Source organism: Agrococcus sp. KRD186 (assembly GCF_017168255.1).
In the GTDB taxonomy this organism is placed as follows: domain Bacteria; phylum Actinomycetota; class Actinomycetes; order Actinomycetales; family Microbacteriaceae; genus Agrococcus.
The window spans coordinates 2,333,767-2,354,717 of record NZ_JABFAP010000001.1 but is presented as its reverse complement, the minus strand read 5'-3'; the positions used below and the strand labels follow the sequence as shown (position 1 = coordinate 2,354,717).

Annotated in this window: 16 protein-coding genes; 8 read left to right on the top strand and 8 right to left on the bottom strand. The window is 71.4% G+C overall.

The window, feature by feature from the left end; all coding sequences use genetic code 11:
* Positions 1-21: 21 nt before the first annotated feature.
* Positions 22-483, top strand: coding sequence for a hypothetical protein (locus J1M46_RS11515; RefSeq protein WP_206447927.1), 462 nt, complete (start codon positions 22-24; stop codon positions 481-483).
* Positions 484-498: 15 nt separating this feature from the next.
* On the opposite strand, the gene J1M46_RS11510 is transcribed toward J1M46_RS11515, so the two are convergent.
* The gene (locus J1M46_RS11510) at positions 499-759 is read right to left on the bottom strand and encodes a hypothetical protein (protein ID WP_206447926.1); all 261 of its coding nucleotides are present in this window, start codon (positions 757-759) and stop codon (positions 499-501) included.
* A 241-nt stretch (positions 760-1,000) separates the two neighbouring features.
* Here J1M46_RS11510 and J1M46_RS11505 point away from each other — a divergent pair, with 241 nt between their 5' ends.
* The 3 genes from J1M46_RS11505 (at position 1,001) to J1M46_RS11495 (ending at position 8,073) form a co-directional block, all read left to right on the top strand.
* On the top strand, positions 1,001-6,199 hold the full coding sequence (locus tag J1M46_RS11505; protein ID WP_206447925.1) for an LPXTG cell wall anchor domain-containing protein: 5,199 nt from the start codon (positions 1,001-1,003) through the stop codon (positions 6,197-6,199).
* 292 nt (positions 6,200-6,491) lie between these two features.
* Complete coding sequence (locus J1M46_RS11500) at positions 6,492-7,088, top strand: HhH-GPD-type base excision DNA repair protein (RefSeq protein WP_206447924.1); 597 nt, start codon at positions 6,492-6,494, stop codon at positions 7,086-7,088.
* A gap of 67 nt (positions 7,089-7,155) precedes the next feature.
* Entirely contained in the window at positions 7,156-8,073 is a 918-nt protein-coding gene (locus J1M46_RS11495) for a hypothetical protein (protein ID WP_206447923.1), read from the top strand.
* A gap of 42 nt (positions 8,074-8,115) precedes the next feature.
* On the opposite strand, the gene J1M46_RS11490 is transcribed toward J1M46_RS11495, so the two are convergent.
* Positions 8,116-8,367 (bottom strand): TetR/AcrR family transcriptional regulator C-terminal domain-containing protein, encoded by a 252-nt coding sequence (locus J1M46_RS11490; protein ID WP_092917802.1) that lies wholly within the window; start codon positions 8,365-8,367, stop codon positions 8,116-8,118.
* A gap of 23 nt (positions 8,368-8,390) precedes the next feature.
* Positions 8,391-9,398 carry a pirin family protein gene (locus J1M46_RS11485; RefSeq protein ID WP_206447922.1) on the bottom strand — a complete coding sequence of 336 codons (1,008 nt, stop codon included), beginning with the start codon at positions 9,396-9,398 and terminating at the stop codon, positions 8,391-8,393.
* A 70-nt stretch (positions 9,399-9,468) separates the two neighbouring features.
* Here J1M46_RS11485 and J1M46_RS11480 point away from each other — a divergent pair, with 70 nt between their 5' ends.
* Positions 9,469-10,260, top strand: a complete 792-nt coding sequence (locus J1M46_RS11480) for an RDD family protein (protein WP_206447921.1) — start codon at positions 9,469-9,471, stop codon at positions 10,258-10,260.
* A gap of 1 nt (position 10,261) precedes the next feature.
* On the opposite strand, the gene J1M46_RS11475 is transcribed toward J1M46_RS11480, so the two are convergent.
* The 4 genes from J1M46_RS11475 to J1M46_RS11460 all read right to left on the bottom strand — a co-directional run bounded on the left by J1M46_RS11475 (position 10,262) and on the right by J1M46_RS11460 (position 14,584).
* The gene (locus J1M46_RS11475) at positions 10,262-10,486 is read right to left on the bottom strand and encodes a hypothetical protein (protein ID WP_206447920.1); all 225 of its coding nucleotides are present in this window, start codon (positions 10,484-10,486) and stop codon (positions 10,262-10,264) included.
* Positions 10,486-11,733: an inorganic phosphate transporter gene (locus J1M46_RS11470; protein ID WP_342384367.1), complete on the bottom strand. Its 1,248-nt coding sequence runs from the start codon at positions 11,731-11,733 to the stop codon at positions 10,486-10,488. The genes J1M46_RS11475 and J1M46_RS11470 overlap by 1 nt, the downstream gene beginning before the upstream one ends.
* 33 nt (positions 11,734-11,766) lie before the next feature.
* On the bottom strand, positions 11,767-13,461 hold the full coding sequence (treS, locus tag J1M46_RS11465) for a maltose alpha-D-glucosyltransferase (protein ID WP_206448706.1): 1,695 nt from the start codon (positions 13,459-13,461) through the stop codon (positions 11,767-11,769).
* Between the two features lie 94 nt (positions 13,462-13,555).
* Positions 13,556-14,584 carry a LacI family DNA-binding transcriptional regulator gene (locus J1M46_RS11460; RefSeq protein ID WP_206447919.1) on the bottom strand — a complete coding sequence of 343 codons (1,029 nt, stop codon included), beginning with the start codon at positions 14,582-14,584 and terminating at the stop codon, positions 13,556-13,558.
* Positions 14,585-14,867: 283 nt separating this feature from the next.
* On the opposite strand from J1M46_RS11460, the gene J1M46_RS11455 reads away from it, so the two are divergent.
* From J1M46_RS11455 to J1M46_RS11445, 3 genes are all read left to right on the top strand, one after another.
* On the top strand, positions 14,868-16,202 hold the full coding sequence (locus J1M46_RS11455; RefSeq protein WP_206448705.1) for an ABC transporter substrate-binding protein: 1,335 nt from the start codon (positions 14,868-14,870) through the stop codon (positions 16,200-16,202).
* Between the two features lie 473 nt (positions 16,203-16,675).
* Positions 16,676-17,827, top strand: coding sequence for a carbohydrate ABC transporter permease (locus J1M46_RS11450; protein WP_206448704.1), 1,152 nt, complete (start codon positions 16,676-16,678; stop codon positions 17,825-17,827).
* Positions 17,824-18,798, top strand: a complete 975-nt coding sequence (locus J1M46_RS11445; protein ID WP_206447918.1) for a carbohydrate ABC transporter permease — start codon at positions 17,824-17,826, stop codon at positions 18,796-18,798. The genes J1M46_RS11450 and J1M46_RS11445 overlap by 4 nt, the downstream gene beginning before the upstream one ends.
* Here J1M46_RS11445 and J1M46_RS11440 read toward each other — a convergent pair whose 3' ends face one another.
* Positions 18,799-20,847: an amylo-alpha-1,6-glucosidase gene (locus J1M46_RS11440; RefSeq protein ID WP_206447917.1), complete on the bottom strand. Its 2,049-nt coding sequence runs from the start codon at positions 20,845-20,847 to the stop codon at positions 18,799-18,801.
* Positions 20,848-20,951: the final 104 nt, after the last annotated feature.

The window sequence follows — 20,951 nt, the reverse complement described above, 5'->3', positions numbered from 1 at the left end:
GAGCGGCCGTAGATTGGAGGCATGCTCGCACGCGCCGCCCGCCTGATCCTGCCGGCCCTCTGGCTCGGCCTCATCATCGGCATCTCGCTGATCGAGACGCCGCTGAAGTTCCAGGCGCCGGGCATGACCGTCCCGCTCGGGCTCGGCATCGGCCGGCTCGTCTTCGCGGCGATGAACATCGTCGAGGGCGTGGTGGCGCTGCTGCTGCTGCTCGCGGTCTACCGCTCGCGCGCCCCGCGGCCCGAGCGCGTGCTCGCCATCGCCGTGGCCGCCGTGCTGGCGCTCAAAGCACTGGTGATCCGACCGATGCTGCACGGTACGACGGATGCGGTGGTCGCCGGCGCGAGTGAGGGCGGCTCGGGGCTGCACTACCTCTACATCGCCGCCGACGGGCTGCTGATCGTGGGGCTCGCGGTGCTGCTGGTGCTGGCGGCGAGGTCGCTGCTGGGCGCGGCGCGCGAAGAGCGCCCTAGTCGAAGCTGAGGCACGCGCTGCGCGTCACCAGATGACGCCGCCGCCGATGGAGATGCCGCCGTAGGTCAGCAGCACGAACACGCCGGCGAGGATGGCCGGTGCGATGCCGCGGCCGCCTGCGTGCCGCGACTTGAACAGTGCGATGACGGCGAGGATCGCGGCGATCGCGCCGAGTCCGCCGCCGAGGATCAGGCCGATGAAGAGCGGGATGGGCATGAGGATCAGGCCGAGGAGGCCGACCCAGAATGCCCACCACGCCCAGGGGTTGGAACGCTTCGTCTGCATGCGGCCATCCTCTCGCGTCGCTGCTCGGCGTCTGCCGTGAGCCCGTCGTCGCCGACCATTGCTCAGGACTTGCCCAGCAAGGACAACACTGTTCCATAACGTTGTGACAGCATCGTTCAGATCGATTGCGGACGGTGTTATGTCTTGCTTGTCTGAGTCGCAGGTGCGTGCACAGCCCCGCGGTCCGATGCGGGGCCACGCCTCTAGCCGCCGCAGGCGGTGCCCGCGAAGGAGCAGGACCATGGCCGGTCACGGCAAGCACGCCAAGACGTCCCCCACCGCCTCACCGGTGCGCAAGCTCGCTGCCGCAGTCGCAGCGCTCGCGCTCGGTCTGTTCGCGCCATTGGTGGCGACCGCCGCGACGCCTGCGGAGGCCGCGAGCCTCGGCGGCATCTCGACGCAGTTCGAGATCGACGGGAACATGGCGGGCGCAGGCGACTGGGACGGTGTCTCGGACGGCGTGTACGGCCCGTACACGACCGCGAGCGGCCATGCCTCCACCGGCGTCGTCGACGTCTCGGCGGGCACGGAGTACTGCGAGGGCGGTGCGCTGCCGCTGCCCGACGACGTGCTGGTGGCGGGCCAGAAGCTCGACGGCGCCACACGCACGCTCGAAGCGGGCACCTCGAACTCGAAGAGCGACCTCTGCGAGGTCGGCGCTGCGTACGAGATCGTCGAGGTCGACGGCCAGTTCCACACGATGTTCTACCAGTACTGGACCCGCGCCGCCTCGGGCACCGGCGACCTGACCGTCTACCAGGAGCTGCTCGGCCCGAACCCCGCGAGCCGCTTCGATGACGTGCTCATCGAGTTCGACTACAACTCCTCCGGCCCCGCGGTCGACGTGAACGCGCTGCGCTGGAACGGCAGCGTCTACGCGCCGACCAGCATCGACTTCCAGGCCGGCTACGGCACCAACGGCGCCGCAGGCAACGTCGGCACCTTCGGCGAGTCCGCGATCGATCTGACCGCGAGCGGGCTGCTCTCGAGCACGGAATGCCAGACCTTCTCGCTCGGCGCCGCCATGAGCCGCACGGGCAACGACCAGAACGCGAACCTGCAGGACTTCTTCGGCGGCCTGCCCGGCATGCAGATCAGCAACTGCGGCAGCCTCACCGTGCAGAAGGTCGTCAATGGTGTCGCGCCCGACGGGCTCACGTTCCCCTATGTGGTCAGCGAGCTGGACGGCGCCGCCGTCCACGGCGCGGGCGGTGCAGCGGGCCCGGTGGCTGACACCGACGCCTCCACGAGCTCGATCAGCGCCGACATCGCCGCCGGCGGCTCGCACACCTGGAACAACGTGCTGGCATCGCCCGACTACCGGGTGGCAGAGATCGTCGCAGACCTGCCGACCGGTGTCACCGGCGTCTCCGTCGTCTGCACCTACCAGGATTGGCTCAGCCCCGGCCAGCCGTCGCAGGAGGTCACCGTCTGGGAGGACGGCGACTACACCGGCAGCGCCTTCCCGGTCTTCCCCACCTCGATCGGCGCAGCGGCACCCGTGTGCGTGATCACGAACCAGGTCACCTCGCTGACGCTCGACAAGATCGTCGTCAACGATGACGGCGGCACCGCTGCCGCGGGCGACTTCACCCTGATGGCCACGCCCACCGGCGGTGGCGCGGCCGTGATCGACGGCACCGACACCGACTCGGCCGCCGGCAGCACCCTGGCATCCGTCGTGGCACCGGGCACCTACACCCTCTCGGAGTCCTCGCTCGCCGGCTACACCGGCGGCACCTGGAGCTGCGTGGGCGGCACCATCGCCGGCGACGTCGTCACCGTGGCCGAAGGCGCAGCCGTCGTCTGCACCGTCGTCAACGACGACGAGCCCGCGCAGCTCACGCTCGTGAAGGATGTCACCAACGACGACGGCGGCACGCTGGGCGACGACGCCTTCACTCTCACCGCGACCAGCGGCAGCACCACGATCTCCGGCATCACCGGCAGCGGGGCGGTCACGAACGCCGAGGTCTCGGCCGGCACCTGGACGCTCGGCGAGACGGCCGTCCCCGGGTACCTGATGACGGGCGTCGCCTGCTGGACCGACGCGACCGAGACGACCGCCATCACGGTGATCGACGGCGCGATCGACCTCGCCAACGGCGCGAGCGCCTACTGCGTGATCGCCAACGACGACCAGCCGGGCACGCTGGAGCTCGTCAAGGAGGTCGTGACGCTCGACGGCGGCGACGCCGAACCGGGCGACTGGACGCTGACGGCGGTCGGCCCGACGACGCCCCTCTCCGGTGCCGGCGGCTTCGCCGCCACCGAGGTCGACGCCGGTGCGTACGTGCTCTCCGAGTCGAGCGGCCCCTCCGGCTACGAGCCCGGCGCCTGGGTCTGCGAGGGCGGTGCGCTCACCGGCGACACCGTGACCGTGCCGCTCGGCGGCACCGTCACGTGCACGATCACCAACGACGACATCGCGCCGACGCTGACGCTCGTGAAGACGGTCGTCACCGACGACGGCGGCGACGCCGATCCCACCGAGTGGACCCTCTCGGCGACGAGCGACGAGGACGCCATCTTCGGTGTCACCGGCAGCGATGCCGTCACCGGCGCCGCGGTCCTCGCCGGCACCTACGCGCTCGCCGAGGCCGACGGCCCCGACGGCTACGCAGCCGGCGACTGGGTGTGCGAGGGCGGCGCGCAGGACGGCGCGAGCATCACGCTCGGCGTCGGCCAGAGCGCCGTCTGCACGATCGAGAACGACGACATCCCCGCCACCTTGACGCTGGAGAAGGTCGTCGAGAACGACGACGGCGGCACGGCAGTCCGCACCGACTGGACGCTGACGGCGACCGGCACGAGCCAGTCCCCGTCCGGCGCGCACGGCTCCGACGCGGTCACGACCGTCGAGGTCGACGCGGGCGTCTACGAGCTGAGCGAGGCCGACGGCCCCGACGGCTACGCCGCGAGCGAATGGAGCTGCACCGACGGCGTGCAGCTCGAGGGCTCGACCCTGACGCTCGCCGAGGGCCAGACGACCGTCTGCACCATCACCAACGACGACATCGGTCCGACGCTGACGCTCGTGAAGACGGTCGTCAACGACAACGGTGGCGACGAGCCGGCGACCGCCTGGACGCTCGCCGTGCAGGGACCGACGCCGTTCTTCGGGACGACGGGAGACGCATCCGTCACCGCCGTGCCGGTGGACGCCGGCACCTACGACCTCGTCGAGATGGGCCCCTCCGGCTACAGCGCCGGCGACTGGGTCTGCGTCGGCGGCAGCCAGGACGGCGCCTCGGTGGCGATCGCTCCGGGACAGGCCGTCACCTGCACGATCGAGAACGATGACATCGCGCCCACCATCACGCTGGTCAAGGAAGTGACCAACGACGACGGCGGCACTGCCGCGGTCACGGACTGGACGCTCCACGCGGACAGCACCGACGACTCGGTCTCCGGCGTCAGCGGATCGGATGACGTGACCGGCCAGACGGTCGACGCGGGGACCTTCACCCTCTCGGAGTCGGACGGCCCCGCGGGCTACATCCCGGGCGACTGGAGCTGCACCGTCGGCGCGCTCGATGGCGGCCAGCTGACCCTCACGCCGGGACAGAGCACCACCTGCACCATCGTCAACGACGACCAGCCCGGTGAGCTGACGCTCATCAAGCTGGTCGAGAACGACGCGGGCGGCACCTCGGTCGACACCGAGTGGACGCTCACCGCAGAGAGCGAGCTCGCGACCGTCTCGGGCGTGACCGGCGACGGCACCGTCACCGACGCATCCGTGCCGGCCGGCGACTACGCGCTCTCGGAGGCCGACGGTCCCGGCGGCTACACGCCCACGGTGTGGGTCTGCGAGGGCGGCCCGGTGACGGCGGATGGCGTGGTCACCGTCGCGAACGGCGCCGACGTCACCTGCACCATCACCAACCAGGACATCGCACCCCTGCTGACGCTGATCAAGACGGTCGTGAACGACGACGGCGGCGGCGCCGCGGTCGCCGACTGGACGCTGACGGCTGACGGCACCGACGCCGACATCAGCGGCGTCACCGGCAGCGAGTTCGTGACCGGCGCGGCCCTGATCGCCGGCAGCTACGAGCTGTCGGAGACGGGTCCCGCTGGCTACACGGCCGGCGACTGGGTCTGCGACGGCGGCACGCTGCAGGGCTCGACCCTGACGCTCGGCGTCGGCGACGACGTCACCTGCACGATCGTGAACGATGACATCGCGCCGCTGCTGACGCTCGTCAAGGAGGTCGTGAACGACGACGGCGGCGAGGCGGTCGCGAGCGAATGGATGCTCGGCGCCGACGGCGCGACGCCCATCTCCGGGGCGAGCGGCGACGACGCCATCACGGCCGCGGCGGTCGACGCCGGCAGCTACACGCTGTCCGAGTCGGGTGGCCCCTCCGGCTACACCGCGGGCGACTGGGCCTGTGACGCAGGCACGCTTGAGGGCGATGCGCTGACGTTGTCGTCCGGTGACGTCGTGACGTGCACCATCGTGAACGACGACGAGCCGATCGATCTCGCGATCGACAAGGACGACGGCGGCGCGATGGCCGAGCCCGGCACGACGGTCGACTACACGATCACCGTCACGAACGTCGGTGCACGCGACGTCGACAGCGACGAGCCGGTGACGGTGGTCGACGAGCTGCCCGCGGGTCTGAGCTTCGCCTCCGGTCCCGAGGCCTGCACAGCAGAGGGCCAGACGGTCACCTGCGAGGTCGATCCCACCGCGATGACCGCCGGGGCGAGCGTCGTGCTCGTGCTGACGGTGATGGTCGACGCGGATGCGCCGGCCGGCGTCTACGTGAACGTCGCGACCGTGACGACGGAGGACGACATCGTCCCCGAGGGGGCGGATTGCGACAGCGAGTCGAACAACATCGACTGCGACGACACCCCGATCGTGATCGGCATGCTCACCGCTGAGAAGTCGGCGTGGGAGCTGGTCGACGGCATCTGGATCGCCACGGACGGCGAGGTCGACTTCGGTGACACGGTGCAGTACCGCATCGAGGTCACCGCGGGCGGCGACGGCGCATCCCGCGACGTCGTCGTGGTCGACACGCTGCAGGACGGCCTGACGAGCACCGAGGCGGCGACCTGCTCGATCGAGTGCACGGCGGGCCTCGATGCGGCGACGGGCGAGCACCGGATCGAGCTCGGCACGATGCAGCCCGGCGACTCGGTGGTGATCACCTTCACGGCGAAGGTGCCCGCTGCCCCGTCGCACGGCGCTGGCACCACGGTGACCGAGGACTTCGACAACGTCGCAGCCGTCGCCAGTGCCACGATGCCTGAGACGCCCACGAACACCGTGACCGTCTCGGCCACCGACATCCTCGCGCCGACGCCTGTGCTGCCCCGGACGGGCGGCGAGGTGCCCGTCGGGCTGATCGGCGTGGCGATGGCGCTCATGGTGGCCGGTGGGCTGCTGATGCTGCGTCGCCGGGAGGACGCGGCGGCCTGACCCCAGACCCCGAGCCCCCGCGCGTCGTGACCGGGCGGGGGCTCGGCCCTACCCACTCCGATGAGGGAAGAGAGAAGAGGACATCATGACGACGACACCGAAGCACGCGAAGACGCCGACGATGCTCTCGACGGTTCGCAGGATCGTCGCCGCGACCTCACGCGGCAGGCACGCCAAACGGCCCGGCAGGCCGCGCCGAGCGGCGGCGCGCACAGCCTGACCCCAGGACCCGGGCGGCGGGCCGGAGCGACAGCGACTGTCGCCCGCCCGTCGTCCGTGGCACGCTTGATCCATGACGCGCGAGCTGCACATCACCGGCGACGAGGCCGCCGACCGACTCCTCTCCGACGACGACTTCGCCCTGCTGACGGGCATGCTGCTCGATCAGCAGGTGACGATGGAGACGGCCTTCGCCGGGCCCGCGAAGCTGCGCGACCGGCTCGACGGCCTCGACGCATCCGCCATCGCCCGCATGGATCCAGAGGAGTTCGGTGCCGCGTTCGCCGAGAAGCCCGCGGTGCACCGCTTCCCCGGCTCGATGGCGAAGCGCGTGCAGGAGCTCGCCGCGGTGATCGTTCAGGAGTGGGGCGGCGACGCCGGAGCCATCTGGCGGCAGGCCGACGCCGACGGCGAGGCACCCAGCGGCGCCGAGGTGCTGCGCAGGCTCAAAGCGCTGCCCGGCTTCGGCGAGCAGAAGGCCAAGATCTTCCTCGCGCTGCTCGGCAAGCAGGCCGGCTTCGGCGGCGCAGGGTGGGCGGATGCGTCGGCCCCCTACGGCGAGCAGGGTGCGAAGCGCTCGGTGGCCGACATCGTCGACCCGGAGTCGCTCGCCGAGGTGCGGGCCGCGAAGCAGGCGGCCAAGGCGGCCGCGAAGGCCGCGAAGGGGTGAGGGGCAGGCGCAGCGAGTCATCCCGCAGGCTGACGCCGGCGCGATGCCGCACGGCTAGCGTGAGGCCATGAGCTCGCTGCCCGCCCGCGCCATCGCGCCGCTGCGACCGCTGCCTGCGCCCGCCGACCCGGTCGCGCTCGAGCGGCTGCAGGCGGATCGCCGACGCAGTGCGCTCGGCTGGCTCGCCGGTGGCGTTGCCGCGGCGCACCTCGCCGGGCTCGCGCTGCCCTGGGCGAGCGCGTCGGGCGCATGGGTGCTGCCGGGTGCGATCGCGCTCGCGCTGATCGTGCTCGTCGGGCTCGGCATGCTGCTGGCAGGGTGCGCGCAGTTGGTGCTGCTCGTGCGCGCGCAGCCTCGGCGGCTAGGCTCGGCGCTGGGGGTCGGCGCCCTGGTCGCACTCGGTCTCCTGCTGGCGCCGGCTGCGGGACTGCTGGCGATCGTGTTCGGCCTCGCTCACCTGCTCGCGCCGGTGGCCGCTGCGGCGCTGGGCATCGTGCTGCTCTCGTTCGACCCGTCCATGCGCGCGGGAATGCCGCGCCCGCGGCTCGGCACGGCGCTGGGCGCGACGGCCGCGCTGCTGGCGATCGCGGTCGGCGTGCTCGACGCGCTCGTGCTGCTGCCGATGACGCTGATGCCGGGCATGCCGCTATCGGAGCTCTACGCGGGGCTCGCCGCGGCGAACGAGGATGGCGGGGTGTGGGTGCCGCTGGCCTGGGCGGGCCTCTGGGTCGTCGGCATCGCGCTGCTCGCACTGGGGCTGCTGCGCAACCGCCGCGATCGGCGCGAGGCGGCCGGCATGCTGCTCGCCGCGGCATTCTTCGCGCTGCTCGCCGTGCCGATGACGCAGTTCTCGATCGGCATGGGCGTGGCCGACACGTTCATGACCGGCGGCGGGCTCTCGGCGGCGTTCCCGGCGCTCATGCTGGCGGCCGCGCTCGCGGTGGTGCTCGGGACGGGCCTGCTCATCGGCGCCGCGCGCCGCTAGGACTCAACCGCTCTCGCGGCGGAATGTGGCGTGACCGATCGCCTACGCCGCCGCGCCGATCGATCGGAGGAAGGCGGCCACCGCCGAGCTCGCATGCGTGCGGCGCTTCGCCGGGGTGGGGATCGCCTCGTCGCCCAGCAGCATCGCGGCGTTGAGCGGACCGCCCATCACGAGCCAGTTGTACTGCTGCGCGGCCGCCTGCACATCGTGCGCCGGCAGCGCCCCGCGCTCCACCCAGGTCGTCAGCCGCTGCTCGACGCCCTCGATCGCCCGCGCCGGACCGTGCTCGAACAGCGCCCTCCCGTCGAGATCGCGAGCTAAGCCCCGCGGCGCTTCGCCCGCCCGCGCGGCAGCAGCTGCGCCGTGGGCAGCCGCGGTGCGGCGAGCGGCGGGTTCACGTCGTCGACGACCGTGCCGAAGCGCGGCCGGGCGTCCGCGCCCGAGTCGCGCTCGCGCATCCACTGGTCTCGTGCTGCGGCGACCTCGACGTGGTCGGCGCCGATGAAGTTCCAGAACATCACGACCTCCTCCGCGAACGGCTCGCCGCCGATCAGGATGGCGACGGCATCGTGCGCCGCCGAGACGATCACCGCCTCGCGGCCAGGAGCCGCATAGGCCATCGCGCCGCGACCGACCGGCACGTCGTCGACCGCGAGCCCAGAGGTGAGCGCCAGCACGCCGTGCTCGAAGCCTGCCCGCAGCTCGATCCGCGCCTCGCTGCCGCGGAGCATGCGCAGCTCGACGCCCAGTAGCGGCGTGTAGGCGCCGACCTGGCTCGAGGCGCCGGCGTGCTCGCCGACGAAGACGCTCGCGGTCACGCCGGGCGCGAGCTCGACCGTCGGCACCTCGTCGAGCCCGTCGAACCATGGGTCTCGGCCGCGCTCGCCGCTCGGCAGCACCGTCCACAGCTGCACCCCGTGCAGCACCTCGGTGCCGGCTGTGGAGTACTCCGAGTGCGAGATGCCGCGGCCGGAGGTCATGATGTTGAGCCCGCCGGGGCGCACGGTGTGCGAGAAGCCCGCCGAGTCGCGGTGCTCGATGGCACCGTCGACGAGCCAGCTCCAGGTCTGCAGGCCGGTGTGCGGATGCGGTGGCACATCCATGCCCGGCCGCCCGGCCAGCGAGGTGGGCCCGAAGGCATCCGCGAAGCACCAGGCGCCGATGAAGTGGCGGTGCTTGTTGGGCAGCACGCGCTGCACGGGCATCGCCCGCGGGCCGCCGAGCGGCACGTCGCGCGGCAGCAGCAGCTCGAGCCCGGCGGCCGCCGCCTCGTCATGACAGGCATGCTCGCTGTTCTCGACGATGGTGGCCTCATCGTTGCTCATGCGCCAACGCTAGCCGCTGGTGACTCGCTCGCGCGGGCGTGGTCATAGCCGCGCGCCGTACGATTGAGGGGTGAACGAGCAGCCTGCCGGGTGGTACCCCGATCCCTTCGCCGCCGTCCCCGGCGCGACCCGCTACTGGGACGGCGCCCGCTGGACGACCCAGGCGCAGGAGCCGGCACCCGAGCCGCAGCCGATGCTGCGAGCGGATGCGGGGCACGGTCTGGGCGCGCCGGACGCGGCTGGCCCGCCTGCGGTTGCGGGCGGAACCGGCTGGGGCACGGCCGGCCAGCACGGCACCGCGCAGCATGCATCCGGTCACCCGGAGGGCATGCCCTACGTGCGCCCGGATCGCAGCGGCGAGCTCGCCAGCTGGGGCGCACGGCTGGGCGCCTACCTGATCGACATCATCCCCGTGGTCGTCGTCACGATGGTGCTGCTGTGGATGACGGGCGTCTCGGACGCGATGAGCGCGGCGCTGGCGTCGCAGGACCCCGCGGCGATCGACGCGGCGAGCGCGATGATGGCGCCGACGCATCCCGCCGGCTTCGCCATCACACTGGCCAACCTGGTGTTCGTGGCGCTCTACAACATCGGCTTCCACACCTCGCGCGGGCAGACGCCGGGCAAGATGCTGGTCGGCATCCGGGTGCGCCGGGTCGATGAGGATCGCAACCCCGACCTGAAGGGCGCCGGCCTGCGCTGGCTGGTGCAGTTCGGCCCTAACGTGGTCAGTGGCCTGGCGCTGCTGGGCATGCTCGCGAGCATGTTCTCGATCGCCGACCACCTCTGGCCGATGTGGGATCAGCGGAAGCAGGCGTTCCACGACAAGGCGGGCCGCACCGTGGTGGTGCGGGCGCGCTGAGTCAGCCGACGAAGATGGCGTCGCCGAAGATGATCACGACGATGCCGCCGAGCGCCAGCAGCACGCACACGATCATGAGCGCCGCGCTGACGGCGTTCGAGCTCGGCCGGCGGCTCTCCTGCGCGCGGATGCCGAGCGCGTAGATCAGCGGGATGCCGGCGCCCAGCAGCACGCCCACGCCCAGCACCGAGGCGACGGCCACCAGCAGCACTCCGAGATCGAACATCACATGCCTCGCTGCGGGCTGTTCTTGCCGCGCTGCCGCTTGCGCTTGCGGGGGCGCGAGACGGGGGCGATGCCGGATGCGACGGCGCTCAGCTCGCGGTCGATCTCACGCTTGCGCTCGCCCTTCGGCTGCTCCCACTCGTCGGTCACGTTGTGGTGCCCGACGGGGCTCAGCCGCGAGCGCAGCCACATGATCGTGCACGCGACGATCAGGATGGTGGTGACGACGACGGCGCCCCAGAAGTGGTCGAAGATGTTGGTGATCAGCAGGCAGACCGCGCCCACCGCCCCGGCGGCCGGCAGCGTGATGATCCAGGCGACCAGCATGCGCCGCGCGACCGACCATCGCACGTTCACGTCGTCGCGCGCGAGGCCCGAGCCGATCACCGAGCCGCTCGCGACGTGCGTGGTCGACAGCGGCAGGCCCAGGTGGCTGGAGGTGAGGATGATGGATGCGCTGGAGAAGTCGGCCGACATGCCCTGGCGCGGGGAGATGTCGACGATGCCCTTGCCGAGCGTGCGGATGACGCGCCAGCCGCCCATGTAGGTGCCGGCCGCGATCGCGACGGCGCAGGCCACGCGCACCCACAGCGGCATGTCCGCATCCGGGTCGAGCGTGCCGTGCGCGACCAGCGCGAGGAAGATGACGCCCATCGTCTTCTGCGCGTCGTTCGTGCCGTGCGCGAGCGACATGAGCGATGCCGCGCCGATCTGGCCCCAGCGGAAGCTGCGCTGCTCGGCGCGCTCGCCGATGTTGCGGGTCACGCGGTGCACGAGCCAGGTGCCGACGAACGCCACGAAGCCCGCGATCACGGGCGCGAACAGCGCCGGGATGAGGATCTTCTGGCTCACGCCGCCCCACAGCACGCCGGTGATGCCGAGCGCGGCGATGGTGGCGCCGATCAGGCCGCCGAAGAGCGCATGGCTGGAGGAGGAGGGCAGGCCGAACAGCCACGTCAGCACGTTCCACACGATGGCGCCGGTCAGGCCGCACAGCACGATGAGCATGAGCTGCTCGCCGTCGACGCCCGTGAGGTCGACGATCCCGCTGCCGACGGTGCGCGCGACCTCGATCGAGAGGAAGGCGCCGACCAGGTTGAGGGACGCCGACAGCGCCACCGCCGGCTTCGGCTTCAGGGCGCCCGTGGCGACCGACGGCGCCATGGCGTTGGCGGTGTCGTGGAAGCCGTTGGTGAAGTCGAAGGCGAGCGCGACGATGACGACGATGACGAGAATGGCGAGTTCCACCGCGCCAGTGTGCCACCTCTCGAGCCCCCGGCCCTACTGCGGGGTCATCCCCAGCCAGTAGAACGACTGCGTGCCGAAAGTGAGCGAGAAGCGGCCGTCCGCAGCGATGGTGGGGAACTCTCCGCCGCCGAACAGGTCGTGCAGGCGCGATCCGGCGAACTGCGGCGCGTCGAGCGTCACGTGCACGGGGTTGTGGCTGAAGGAGAACACGCAGAGCACCTGCTCGGCCCGCGCGCCGCCGTAGCTGCCGTCGCCCTCGTAGGAGCGCACGAATGCGAGCACCGCGTCGTTGTCGGTGTCGAGCACGGTGATGTCACCGAGCCCGAACACCGGGTGCTGGCGGCGCGCGTGCAGCACCGAGCGCATCCAGTTGAGCAGGCTCGAGGCCTGCGCCATCTGCGACTCGACGTTGACCGATGCGTAGTTGTAGACCAGCGACTGCACCACCGGCAGGTAGAGCTTGCCGGGGTCGGCGCTGGAGAAGCCGGCGTTGCGGTCGGGCGTCCACTGCATCGGCGTGCGCGAGGCGTCCCGGTCGTCGAGCCAGATGTTGTCGCCCATCCCGATCTCGTCGCCGTAGTACAGGAAGGGCGAGCCGGGCAGCGACAGCAGCAGCGCATTGGCGAGCTCGAGCTCGGCGCGCGAGTTGTCGAGCAGCGACGCGAGCCGGCGGCGGATGCCGACGTTCGAGCGCATCCGCGGGTCGTACGCGTACCAGCCGTACATCGCCTGCCGGTACTCCTCGCTCACCATCTCGAGCGTGAGCTCGTCGTGGTTGCGCAGGAACACGCCCCAGGTCGCGCCCGGCGGCACATCCACCTGCTCGGCGAGGATGCGCTTGAGCTCGAGCGCGTTCTGCGCGCGCAGCGAGTAGAAGATGCGCGGCATGGTCGGGAAGTCGAAGGCCACGTGGCACTCGGGCTGCTCGGCGGAGCCGAAGTAGGCGGCGGTCTCGGCCGGCCACTGGTTCGCCTCGGCGATCAGCACCCGTCCCGGATACTCGTCGTCGACGATGCGGCGCAGCGTGCGGATGTAGGCGTGGGTGGCGGGCTCCGATTCGCCGTTGCCGTCCTCCGACTCGTACAGATAGGGGATGGCGTCCAGCCGGATCGCGTCGACGCCCATGTCGAGCCAGAAGCGCAGCACTGTCTCGATCGCCCCGTGCACGGCTGGATTCTCGTAGTTGAGATCGGGCTGGTGCGAGAAGAAGCGGTGCCAGTAGAACTGCCGGCGCACCGCGTCGAAGGCCCAGTTCGACTCCTCCGTGTCGACGAAGATGATGCGCACGTTCGGGTAGCCCGTGTCGTCATCGCGCCACACGTAGAAGTCGCCGTAGGGGCCCTCCGGATCCTCGCGGGAGGCGAGGAACCAGGGGTGCTGGTCGCTGGTGTGGTTGATCGGCAGGTCGATCATGACGCGCATGTTGCGCGCGTGCGCCTCGGCCACGAAGTGGCGGAAGTCGTCGAGCGTGCCGTACTCGGGCAGCACGCCGGTGAAGTCGCTCACGTCGTAGCCGCCGTCGCGCAGCGGCGACTGGTAGAACGGCGGCACCCAGATGCCGTCGACGCCCAGCCACTGCAGGTAGTCGAGCTTCGAGGTGAGGCCGTCGAAGTCGCCGAAGCCATCGCCGTTCCCGTCGACGAACGAGCGCACCATCACCTCGTAGAACACGCTCTTGCGGTGCCAGTCGCGGTCGAGCGACAGCCCGGGGGCATGCGAGGGCTGCATCGGGATGGGCGAGGTGAAGCTCACGTGCGCTCCTTGACGGGGGCGGATGCGATGGGTCGCGTCGACCGTCCGGCCACGCTACCGGGCGGGCGGGTCACGGGCGCGGCGGGGCGGTCGAGGCGCGCACCACGAGCTCTGGCGCGTAGCCGGTGTGGCTGCGGTCGGGCTGGCTCGCATCGCCCCCGCGCCGCCCGCGCGAGCGCATCGCACCCATGATCCAGGCGACGACGTCCTCGCCGTGCTGGGCTGGATCCTGCCGGATGGTGGTGAGGCCGAAGGGCGCGGCGCTGGGCACGTCGTCGACGCCGACGACGCTCAGCTCCTCCGGCACGCGGATGCCGAGCTGGTGCGCCGCGAGCATGACGCCGAGCGCCACCTCGTCGGTGCCGGCGACGATGCCGGTCGGGCGATCGGGCCGGTCGAGGAAGTGGAGCGCGACGGCGTGCGCGCCCTCCAGGGTGGTCGGCACGGTGCGCACCGGACGCATCCGCAGCCCGTGCTCGGCCGAGACGGCCTCGAAGGCGCGCTTGCGGCGGTCGGAGGACGAGGCGTCGAAGGGCTGCACCTCGGTCTGGCTCGCGAGGTGCAGCAGGTCGGTGTGGCCGAGCCGCACCAGGTGCTCGGTCGCCTGCCTGCCGGCGGCATCGTCGTCGAGGCAGAACGAGCGCGTGTGGGGGGTCGGCTCGCCGACGGTCGCGACCGGGATGCTGAGCTCGGCCAGCCTGGTGAGGTCGCCCCCGACCAGGCTCCAGGTGATGGTGACGAGGCCGTCGACCTCGCCGCGGCGCATGAAGCGCTCGAACTTCTCGTGGCCGCCGTGGCCGAAGGCGCCCAGGTCGTAGAGCAGCACGTCGTGCTCGTGGCTGTCAGCGGCGTGCGCGATGCCGTGCAGCACGCTGCCGAAGTACCAGCGGTCGACCGATGGGGTGAGCACGCCGATCGTGCGGGTGAGGCCGGTCGCGAGCCGGCGGGCGGCGCCGGAGGCGCGGAAGCCGAGCTCGTCGGCGACGCGCTGCACCTTCGCCCTGGTGGCGGGCGAGACACCGTCGGCGCCGGAGAGCGCGCGGGACGCGGTCGCCTTCGAGACGCCGGCGGCGCGGGCGACATCGTCGAGCCGTGGCATCGTGCCTCCTCGCGCCGGGATGGGCGGGTGCGCCGCCGGTCCATCGTTGGAACCGGTTCCGAGCGTAGGCCCTCGCGGTCTCGCCGCCAAGACTCCCGTGCTGCGATCGTTGCACAATCGCAACCTGATGCCCGATGGCAAACCGGCGTCCGGTGCGCTAGCGTCACTGGCAATGGAACCGGTTCCGGTTTCGAGTTCGGCACGACGCTGTGCGCCACGCCTGCGGCACGTGCCCAATGCACTGAGCGAAGGAGTTCACGTGAAGCACGCACGCAGGATCGCGATGCCGCTGGGCATCGCGGGTGTCGCAGCGCTCGCCCTCACGGGCTGCGTCGGCGACGCACCGGCCGACCCCTCTGCCGCGCCGGGCGGCTCCGAGGCCCCCGCGGCCGCGGGCTGCGAGGCCTACGCCGACTACGGCACCTTCGACGGTGAGGAGGTCGACCTGTACGGCACCATCCTCGACGTCGAGGCCGATCGCCTCAACGAGTCGTGGGCCGAGTTCGAGGACTGCACCGGCATCGACGTGGTCTACGAGGGCTCCGGCGAGTTCGAGGCCCAGATCAACGTCCGCGTCCAGGGCGGCAACCCGCCCGACCTCGCGATCTTCCCGCAGCCGGGTCTGCTGGCGTCCGTCGCCGGCACCGGCGCCATCCTGCCGGCGCCCGAGTCGGTGGCCGCGAACGCGCAGGAGTTCTGGAGCGAGGACTGGCAGAACTACGGCACGGTGGACGGCGAGTTCCTCGCTGCGCCGCTGATGGCCAGCATCAAGGGCTACGTCTGGTACTCGCCCTCGGTCTGGGAGGAGAATGGCTGGGAGGTGCCGACCACGCTCGACGAGCTCGACGAGCTGACCGCGACCATCGCCGGCTCCGACACCATGATGCCCTGGTGCGTCGGCTTCGGCTCGGGTGAGGCGACCGGCTGGCCGGGCACCGACTGGGTGGAGGACTACGTGCTGCGCACCGCGGGCCCGGAGGTCTATGACCAGTGGATCTCGAACGAGATCCCGTTCGACGACCCGGCGATCGTCGATGCGATGAACCGCGTCGGCGACCTGATCAAGAACCCTGACTACGTCAACGGCGGGTTCGGCGACGTCTCCACCATCGCGACGCAGGACTTCGGCGAGGCCGGCTGGCCCGTCACCGAGGGCGAGTGCGCGATGCACCACCAGGCGTCGTTCTACGAGGGTCTGTTCCCGGAGGGCACGACGGTCGCCGAGGACGGCGACGTGTGGGCCTTCATCCTGCCCGGCACCGAGGCGGGCGCGCCCGCCGTCACCGGTGGCGGCGAGTTCGTCGGCGCCTTCAGCGACGACGAGGCGGTCGTGGCGGTGCAGACGTTCCTCTCGAGCGCGGAGTGGGCCAACAGCCGCGTCGCCCTCGGCGGCGTGCTCTCGGCGAACAACGGGCTGGACCCGGCGAACGCCTCGAGCCCGCTGTTGGTGTCGGCTGCGGAGACGCTGCAGGACCCGAACACCACCTTCCGGTTCGACGGCTCCGACCTGATGCCCGGCGCCGTCGGCGCGGGGACGTTCTGGACGGCGATGGTCGATTGGATCTCGGGGGCCGACACCGAGACGGTGCTCAGCGAGGTCGAGTCCAGCTGGCCGTAACAGTTCGCTGATGCCTGATGTGGGGGCCGTACGCGGCCCCCACATCAGGCATCCACCGGAGGTGACGCATGACCACGATGGATCTGCTCGGCAAGCTGCTGCAGGGCGTCGTCGGGCTGGCCGCGTTCGGCGTCGTGATGGCGCTGCTGCTGGCCTTCCTCGACCGACCCGAGGACAAGCCGCGCCCGGAAGGATGGCGCGGCGCGATCATGCAGGGGCTGCGCCCGCGCCTGATCATCATCGGCGTGCTGGTGCTGCTGGCGCTGCTCGGCCGGCTGCTCTACGGCACGGTGTCGTGGATGACCCAGGGGCTGACGAACGCTCTCATCATCTTCGCGGTCGCCGGCATCGCCCTGGTGGTGCTGCAGTGGCTGCTCGACCGCCTGCTGCAGCCGGCCTCGCCCCCGGTGCGCTCCGCGGTGCTGCGCACGATCGGCGCGGTCGCGGCCATCGCCGTCGCCATCGTCGCCTCCATGGCGGAGAGCATCGAGGCGCTCGAGTGGGTGACGCCCGCGCTTACCCTGGCGGCGAACATCGTCGGCTGGCCCGTCGCGGCCGTGCTGCTGGTGACGGCCGCGCTCGCCTTCGCACCCCACCGCATCCGTCGTCAGGTGCGTCTGCTCGCCTGGCTGCTGGCCGCCGTCGCGGTGGTCGTCATCGCGCTCGTGCTCGAGCAAGGGCGCGAGCAGCCGATCGGCGTCTGGCCGTGGGCGGGCGCGCTCGCGCTGAGCGTCGTCGGCCTGCTCGGCTACCTCGCCGATCGCGACGAGGACTCGAAGCCCATGCTGGTCTTCCTCGTGCCGGCGGGCGTGCTGCTGACGGTCGGCCTCATCTACCCGGCGCTGCGCACGACGCTGCTGGCCTTCACCGACCGCACCGGCGCGTTCATCGGCCTCGACAACTTCGTCTGGATGTTCACGCAGCGCGAGGCGCTGATCACGCTCGGGAACACGATCGCCTGGGTGATCCTGGTGCCGCTGCTGTCGACCGCGGTCGGCCTGGCCTACGCGGTCTTCATCGACAAGAGCCGCGGCGAGCGCGTGTACAAGATGCTCGTGTTCATGCCGATGGCGATCTCGTTCGTGGGCGCCTCCATCATCTGGAACTTCATGTACGCCTACCGCGGGCCGGCGCAGGATCAGATCGGCCTCGTCAACCAGCTGATCGTGCTGGTCGGCGGCGAGCCGCAGCAGATCCTGCAGAACAGCCCGTGGAACACGCTCGCCCTGATCATCGTGATGATCTGGATCCAGACCGGGTTCGCGATGGTGGTGCTCTCGGCGGCCATCAAGGGCGTGCCGACCGAGCAGCTCGAGGCTGCCGAGATCGACGGCGCCAACCCGTGGCAGCGGTTCCGCAACGTGACCGTGCCCGGCATCCGCACCTCGATCGTGGTGGTCGTCACGACCATCTCGATCGCGACGCTCAAGGTGTTCGACATCGTGCGCACCATGACCGCCGGCAACTTCGACACATCCGTCGTCGCCAATGAGATGTACACGCAGGCCTTCCGCTCCGGCGAGCCCGGCCGCGGCGCCGCACTGGCCCTGATCCTGTTCATCATGGTGCTGCCGATCGTGGTCTACAACATCCGCGTCCTGAACCAGCAGAAGGCGATCCGATGAGTCAAGTCGCAGTGACCCCAGACCCTGAGATCACGCCCGACAAGGCGGCACCCGCCGTCACGACGCGGGCCGACCGCGTGAAGCGGCGGCTGACCAGCCCGTGGGCGACGATCGCCGCGCTGCTGATCGCGGTGCTCTGGACGATCCCGACCTTCGGCCTGCTGCTGTCGTCGTTCCGCCCGGCGGACTCGATCGCCTCGACGGGGTGGTGGACGTTCTTCTCGGACCCCGAGCTGACGCTCGACAACTACACCGAGGTGCTCTTCTCGGGCTCGTCGACCTCGCCGCAGCTGGGCGAGTACTTCGTGAACTCGCTCATGATCGCCATCCCGGGCTCGATCTTCCCGCTGGTGCTGGCCGCGCTCGCTGCCTACGCCTTCGCATGGGTGAAGTTCCGCGGCTCGTCGACGCTGTTCGTGATCGTCTTCGCGCTGCAGATCGTGCCGCTGCAGATGGCGCTCATCCCGCTGCTGCAGCTGTTCGTGACCTTCGTGCAGCCGTTCCAGAACGCGCTGCACGAGGTGGTGCCGTTCATCAGCGACAAGCAGTTCATGCCGGTCTGGATCGCGCACACGATCTTCGGCCTGCCGCTGGCGATCTTCCTGCTGCACAACTTCATCTCGCAGATCCCGGGCGACATCATCGAGGCCGCCCGCGTCGACGGCGCCGGGCACGGGCAGATCTTCTTCCGCATCATCCTGCCGCTGGCGATGCCGGCGATCGCCTCCTTCGGCATCTTCCAGTTCCTCTGGGTCTGGAACGATCTGCTGGTGGCGCTCGTGTTCTCCTCTGGCACACCAGATACGGCGCCGCTCACGCAGCGGCTGGCAGAGCTCGCGGGTTCGCGCGGCGAGAACTGGGCGAGGCTCACCGCCGGTGCGTTCGTGTCGCTCATCGTGCCGCTGATCGTGTTCTTCGGGCTGCAGCGCTACTTCGTGCGCGGGCTGCTGGCGGGCTCGGCGAAGGGCTAGCTAGATCCCCTGCGGCGCGGGCGCGCTCGTCACCAGGTGCAGGTGCGCCCGCCCGCGGGGGCGCGTGCTCGGCGTGTGCGCGTTGATCTCCATCGGCTCGGGCGCGCTCGGCGGCACCGCCACGATCAGCCGCTCGGCATCCTTCGGCAGCTCGGCCTCGGCGGCGGCGCGCAGCGCCATCGAGACCGGCACGACGGATGCGGCGCTCCAGGCCTGCGGGCTGCAGGCACCCGGGTAGGGGATCGGCGTGGGCGTCTCGTCGAGGCCGAATCCGCCGTAGACCTCCGGCATCCGGCCGCCGAACGCATCCGCCGCCCGCTCCAGCTGCTCAGCGAGTGCGCGCGCGTCGGCGACGAAGCCGGAGCGCAGCAGCCCCTCGATGGCGATCGCCGTGTCGTGCGGCCACACCGCGCCGCAGTAGTGCGCGAGCGGCCAGTAGCGCTCGGCGTCGCTCGCCATCGTGCGCAGCCCGAAGCCGGAGGAGAGCCGCTCGTCGAGCAGCAGCCGCGCCACTTCGGCCTCCTCGACGCGGCTGAGCAGCGTCGTGCCGATGAGCTGGCCGATGTCGCTCACCAGGGTGTCATCCGGGTGGCCGTCGGCGTCGAGCGCCATGGCGGGGAAGCGCATGCCGCGCCGCTCGACCCAGAACTGCTCGCGGAACCGCGTGCGCAGCTGCTCGGCCCACGCCAGCCAGCCGCTGCCGTCGTCGCCCAGCGCGTCCAGCAGTGCCGCGCCCGCGACCGCCGCACGGCACGCGAGCCCCTGCGCCTGCGCCGTCGCCATGCCGGTGCCCACCAGCCCGGCCTCGCGCGACCCGTGCGCCGCGCTCAGGCGCAGCCCCTCTGGCTGCTCGCGCCAGCCCTTGCCCGAGAGCCCGAGCCCGGCTTCCTCCGGGCACCGCAGGAAGCCGTCGCCGGTGTGCGCGCGCAGCCAGAACAGTGCCGCGTGCAGCGCGGTGCGCAGCTCGCGCACCGCCTCGATCGGCAGGCCGGCCCGCCAGGCGTCGTGCAGCAGCACGATCCACAGCGGTGTGGGATCGAGCGAGCCAGCGTAGACCGGCGGGGCCTCGACGCCGGGCCGCAGCGCATCCGTCACGCCCTGCCGCATCTCGTGCAGCATCCGCCCGGGCTCCTCGCCCGTGCTGGCGTCGAACTGCACGCCCTGCCGGGCCGCGAGCGTGCGCAGCGTGCCCTCGGCGAGCTGCGTGCCGAGCGGCAGCAGCAGCCGGCAGGCGATCAGCGCGTCGCGCGCGACCATCGTCATGTGCCAGGGCGCGCCGGCGGCGGGGAAGGCCCCGTGGCCGGCATCGAGCAGCAGCCGCTCGAGGTCGCCCATCGCGCGATCCGTCCAGCGGTCCAGGGCGGGGCGCCCGCTCGGCTCCGGCTCGTCGCAGGGCTCGTCGCAGGTGGCGCCGTGCACGGGCAGCGTCGGGTCGACGATGGCGAGCTCGAGGGTGATGCCGGCCCAGTCGTCGGGCACCACGTGCACGCGCTGCGACACGACCACCCGGCCGTCCTCGATGCGCACCTCGCCGCCGCGGCTGCTGGCGCGCAGCGTGCGGATGCCGTCGGTCGCGACCGCCTGCTCGCCCTCGAGCCGCAGCTCGATCGCGACGGGCCCGGGCTCCCCGGCGCGCACCGTCGACATCGGTGCGAGCTCGACCTCGCACACGAGCTCGAGCAGCGTATCGATCGGCTCGTCGCGGCCGTTGATGAGCGTCACCCGCTCGACCATCCCGCCCGGGCTGATCTCACGCATCCGCTCGACCGAGACGCGGGGGATGGGCCGGCTCGTCCCGGGATCGACGGTGACGGCGCGGAAGACGGTGCGGCCGGGCTCATCGGCGGTGGAGATGTGCGCGGTGGGCGAGCGGTCGAGCAGCAGCTCGATGCCCCGCACGTAGCGCCAGTCGCCGTGGAAGACGCCGTGCGAGCCGCCGGGCATGGTGCCGTCGTCCGCCGACCATGCCTGCGTGGGGGCCGCGAGCGAGACGAGCTCGGTGTGGGGGAGCGACGGACGGCTGCCGTTCCTCCGAGGCTCGTCGTGCATAGCTGCACTCCCATCGCTGATCGAGACGTCCATCACGCTAGCTGGCGACCCGCGAGGCCCACGCAGGACGGGGTAAGCCTTGCCTCACAGGAACCTCAAGCCCC

Coding starts and splice junctions, on each gene's coding strand:
- J1M46_RS11515 (WP_206447927.1), top strand. CDS start 22: ATGCTCGCACGCGCCGCCCGCCTGATCCTGCCGGCCCTCTGGCTCGGC.
- J1M46_RS11510 (WP_206447926.1), bottom strand. CDS start 759: ATGCAGACGAAGCGTTCCAACCCCTGGGCGTGGTGGGCATTCTGGGTC.
- J1M46_RS11505 (WP_206447925.1), top strand. CDS start 1,001: ATGGCCGGTCACGGCAAGCACGCCAAGACGTCCCCCACCGCCTCACCG.
- J1M46_RS11500 (WP_206447924.1), top strand. CDS start 6,492: ATGACGCGCGAGCTGCACATCACCGGCGACGAGGCCGCCGACCGACTC.
- J1M46_RS11495 (WP_206447923.1), top strand. CDS start 7,156: ATGAGCTCGCTGCCCGCCCGCGCCATCGCGCCGCTGCGACCGCTGCCT.
- J1M46_RS11485 (WP_206447922.1), bottom strand. CDS start 9,398: ATGAGCAACGATGAGGCCACCATCGTCGAGAACAGCGAGCATGCCTGT.
- J1M46_RS11475 (WP_206447920.1), bottom strand. CDS start 10,486: ATGTTCGATCTCGGAGTGCTGCTGGTGGCCGTCGCCTCGGTGCTGGGC.
- treS (WP_206448706.1), bottom strand. CDS start 13,461: ATGCAGCCCTCGCATGCCCCCGGGCTGTCGCTCGACCGCGACTGGCAC.
- J1M46_RS11460 (WP_206447919.1), bottom strand. CDS start 14,584: ATGCCACGGCTCGACGATGTCGCCCGCGCCGCCGGCGTCTCGAAGGCG.
- J1M46_RS11455 (WP_206448705.1), top strand. CDS start 14,868: ATGCCGCTGGGCATCGCGGGTGTCGCAGCGCTCGCCCTCACGGGCTGC.
- J1M46_RS11450 (WP_206448704.1), top strand. CDS start 16,676: ATGGCGGAGAGCATCGAGGCGCTCGAGTGGGTGACGCCCGCGCTTACC.
- J1M46_RS11445 (WP_206447918.1), top strand. CDS start 17,824: ATGAGTCAAGTCGCAGTGACCCCAGACCCTGAGATCACGCCCGACAAG.
- J1M46_RS11440 (WP_206447917.1), bottom strand. CDS start 20,847: ATGCACGACGAGCCTCGGAGGAACGGCAGCCGTCCGTCGCTCCCCCAC.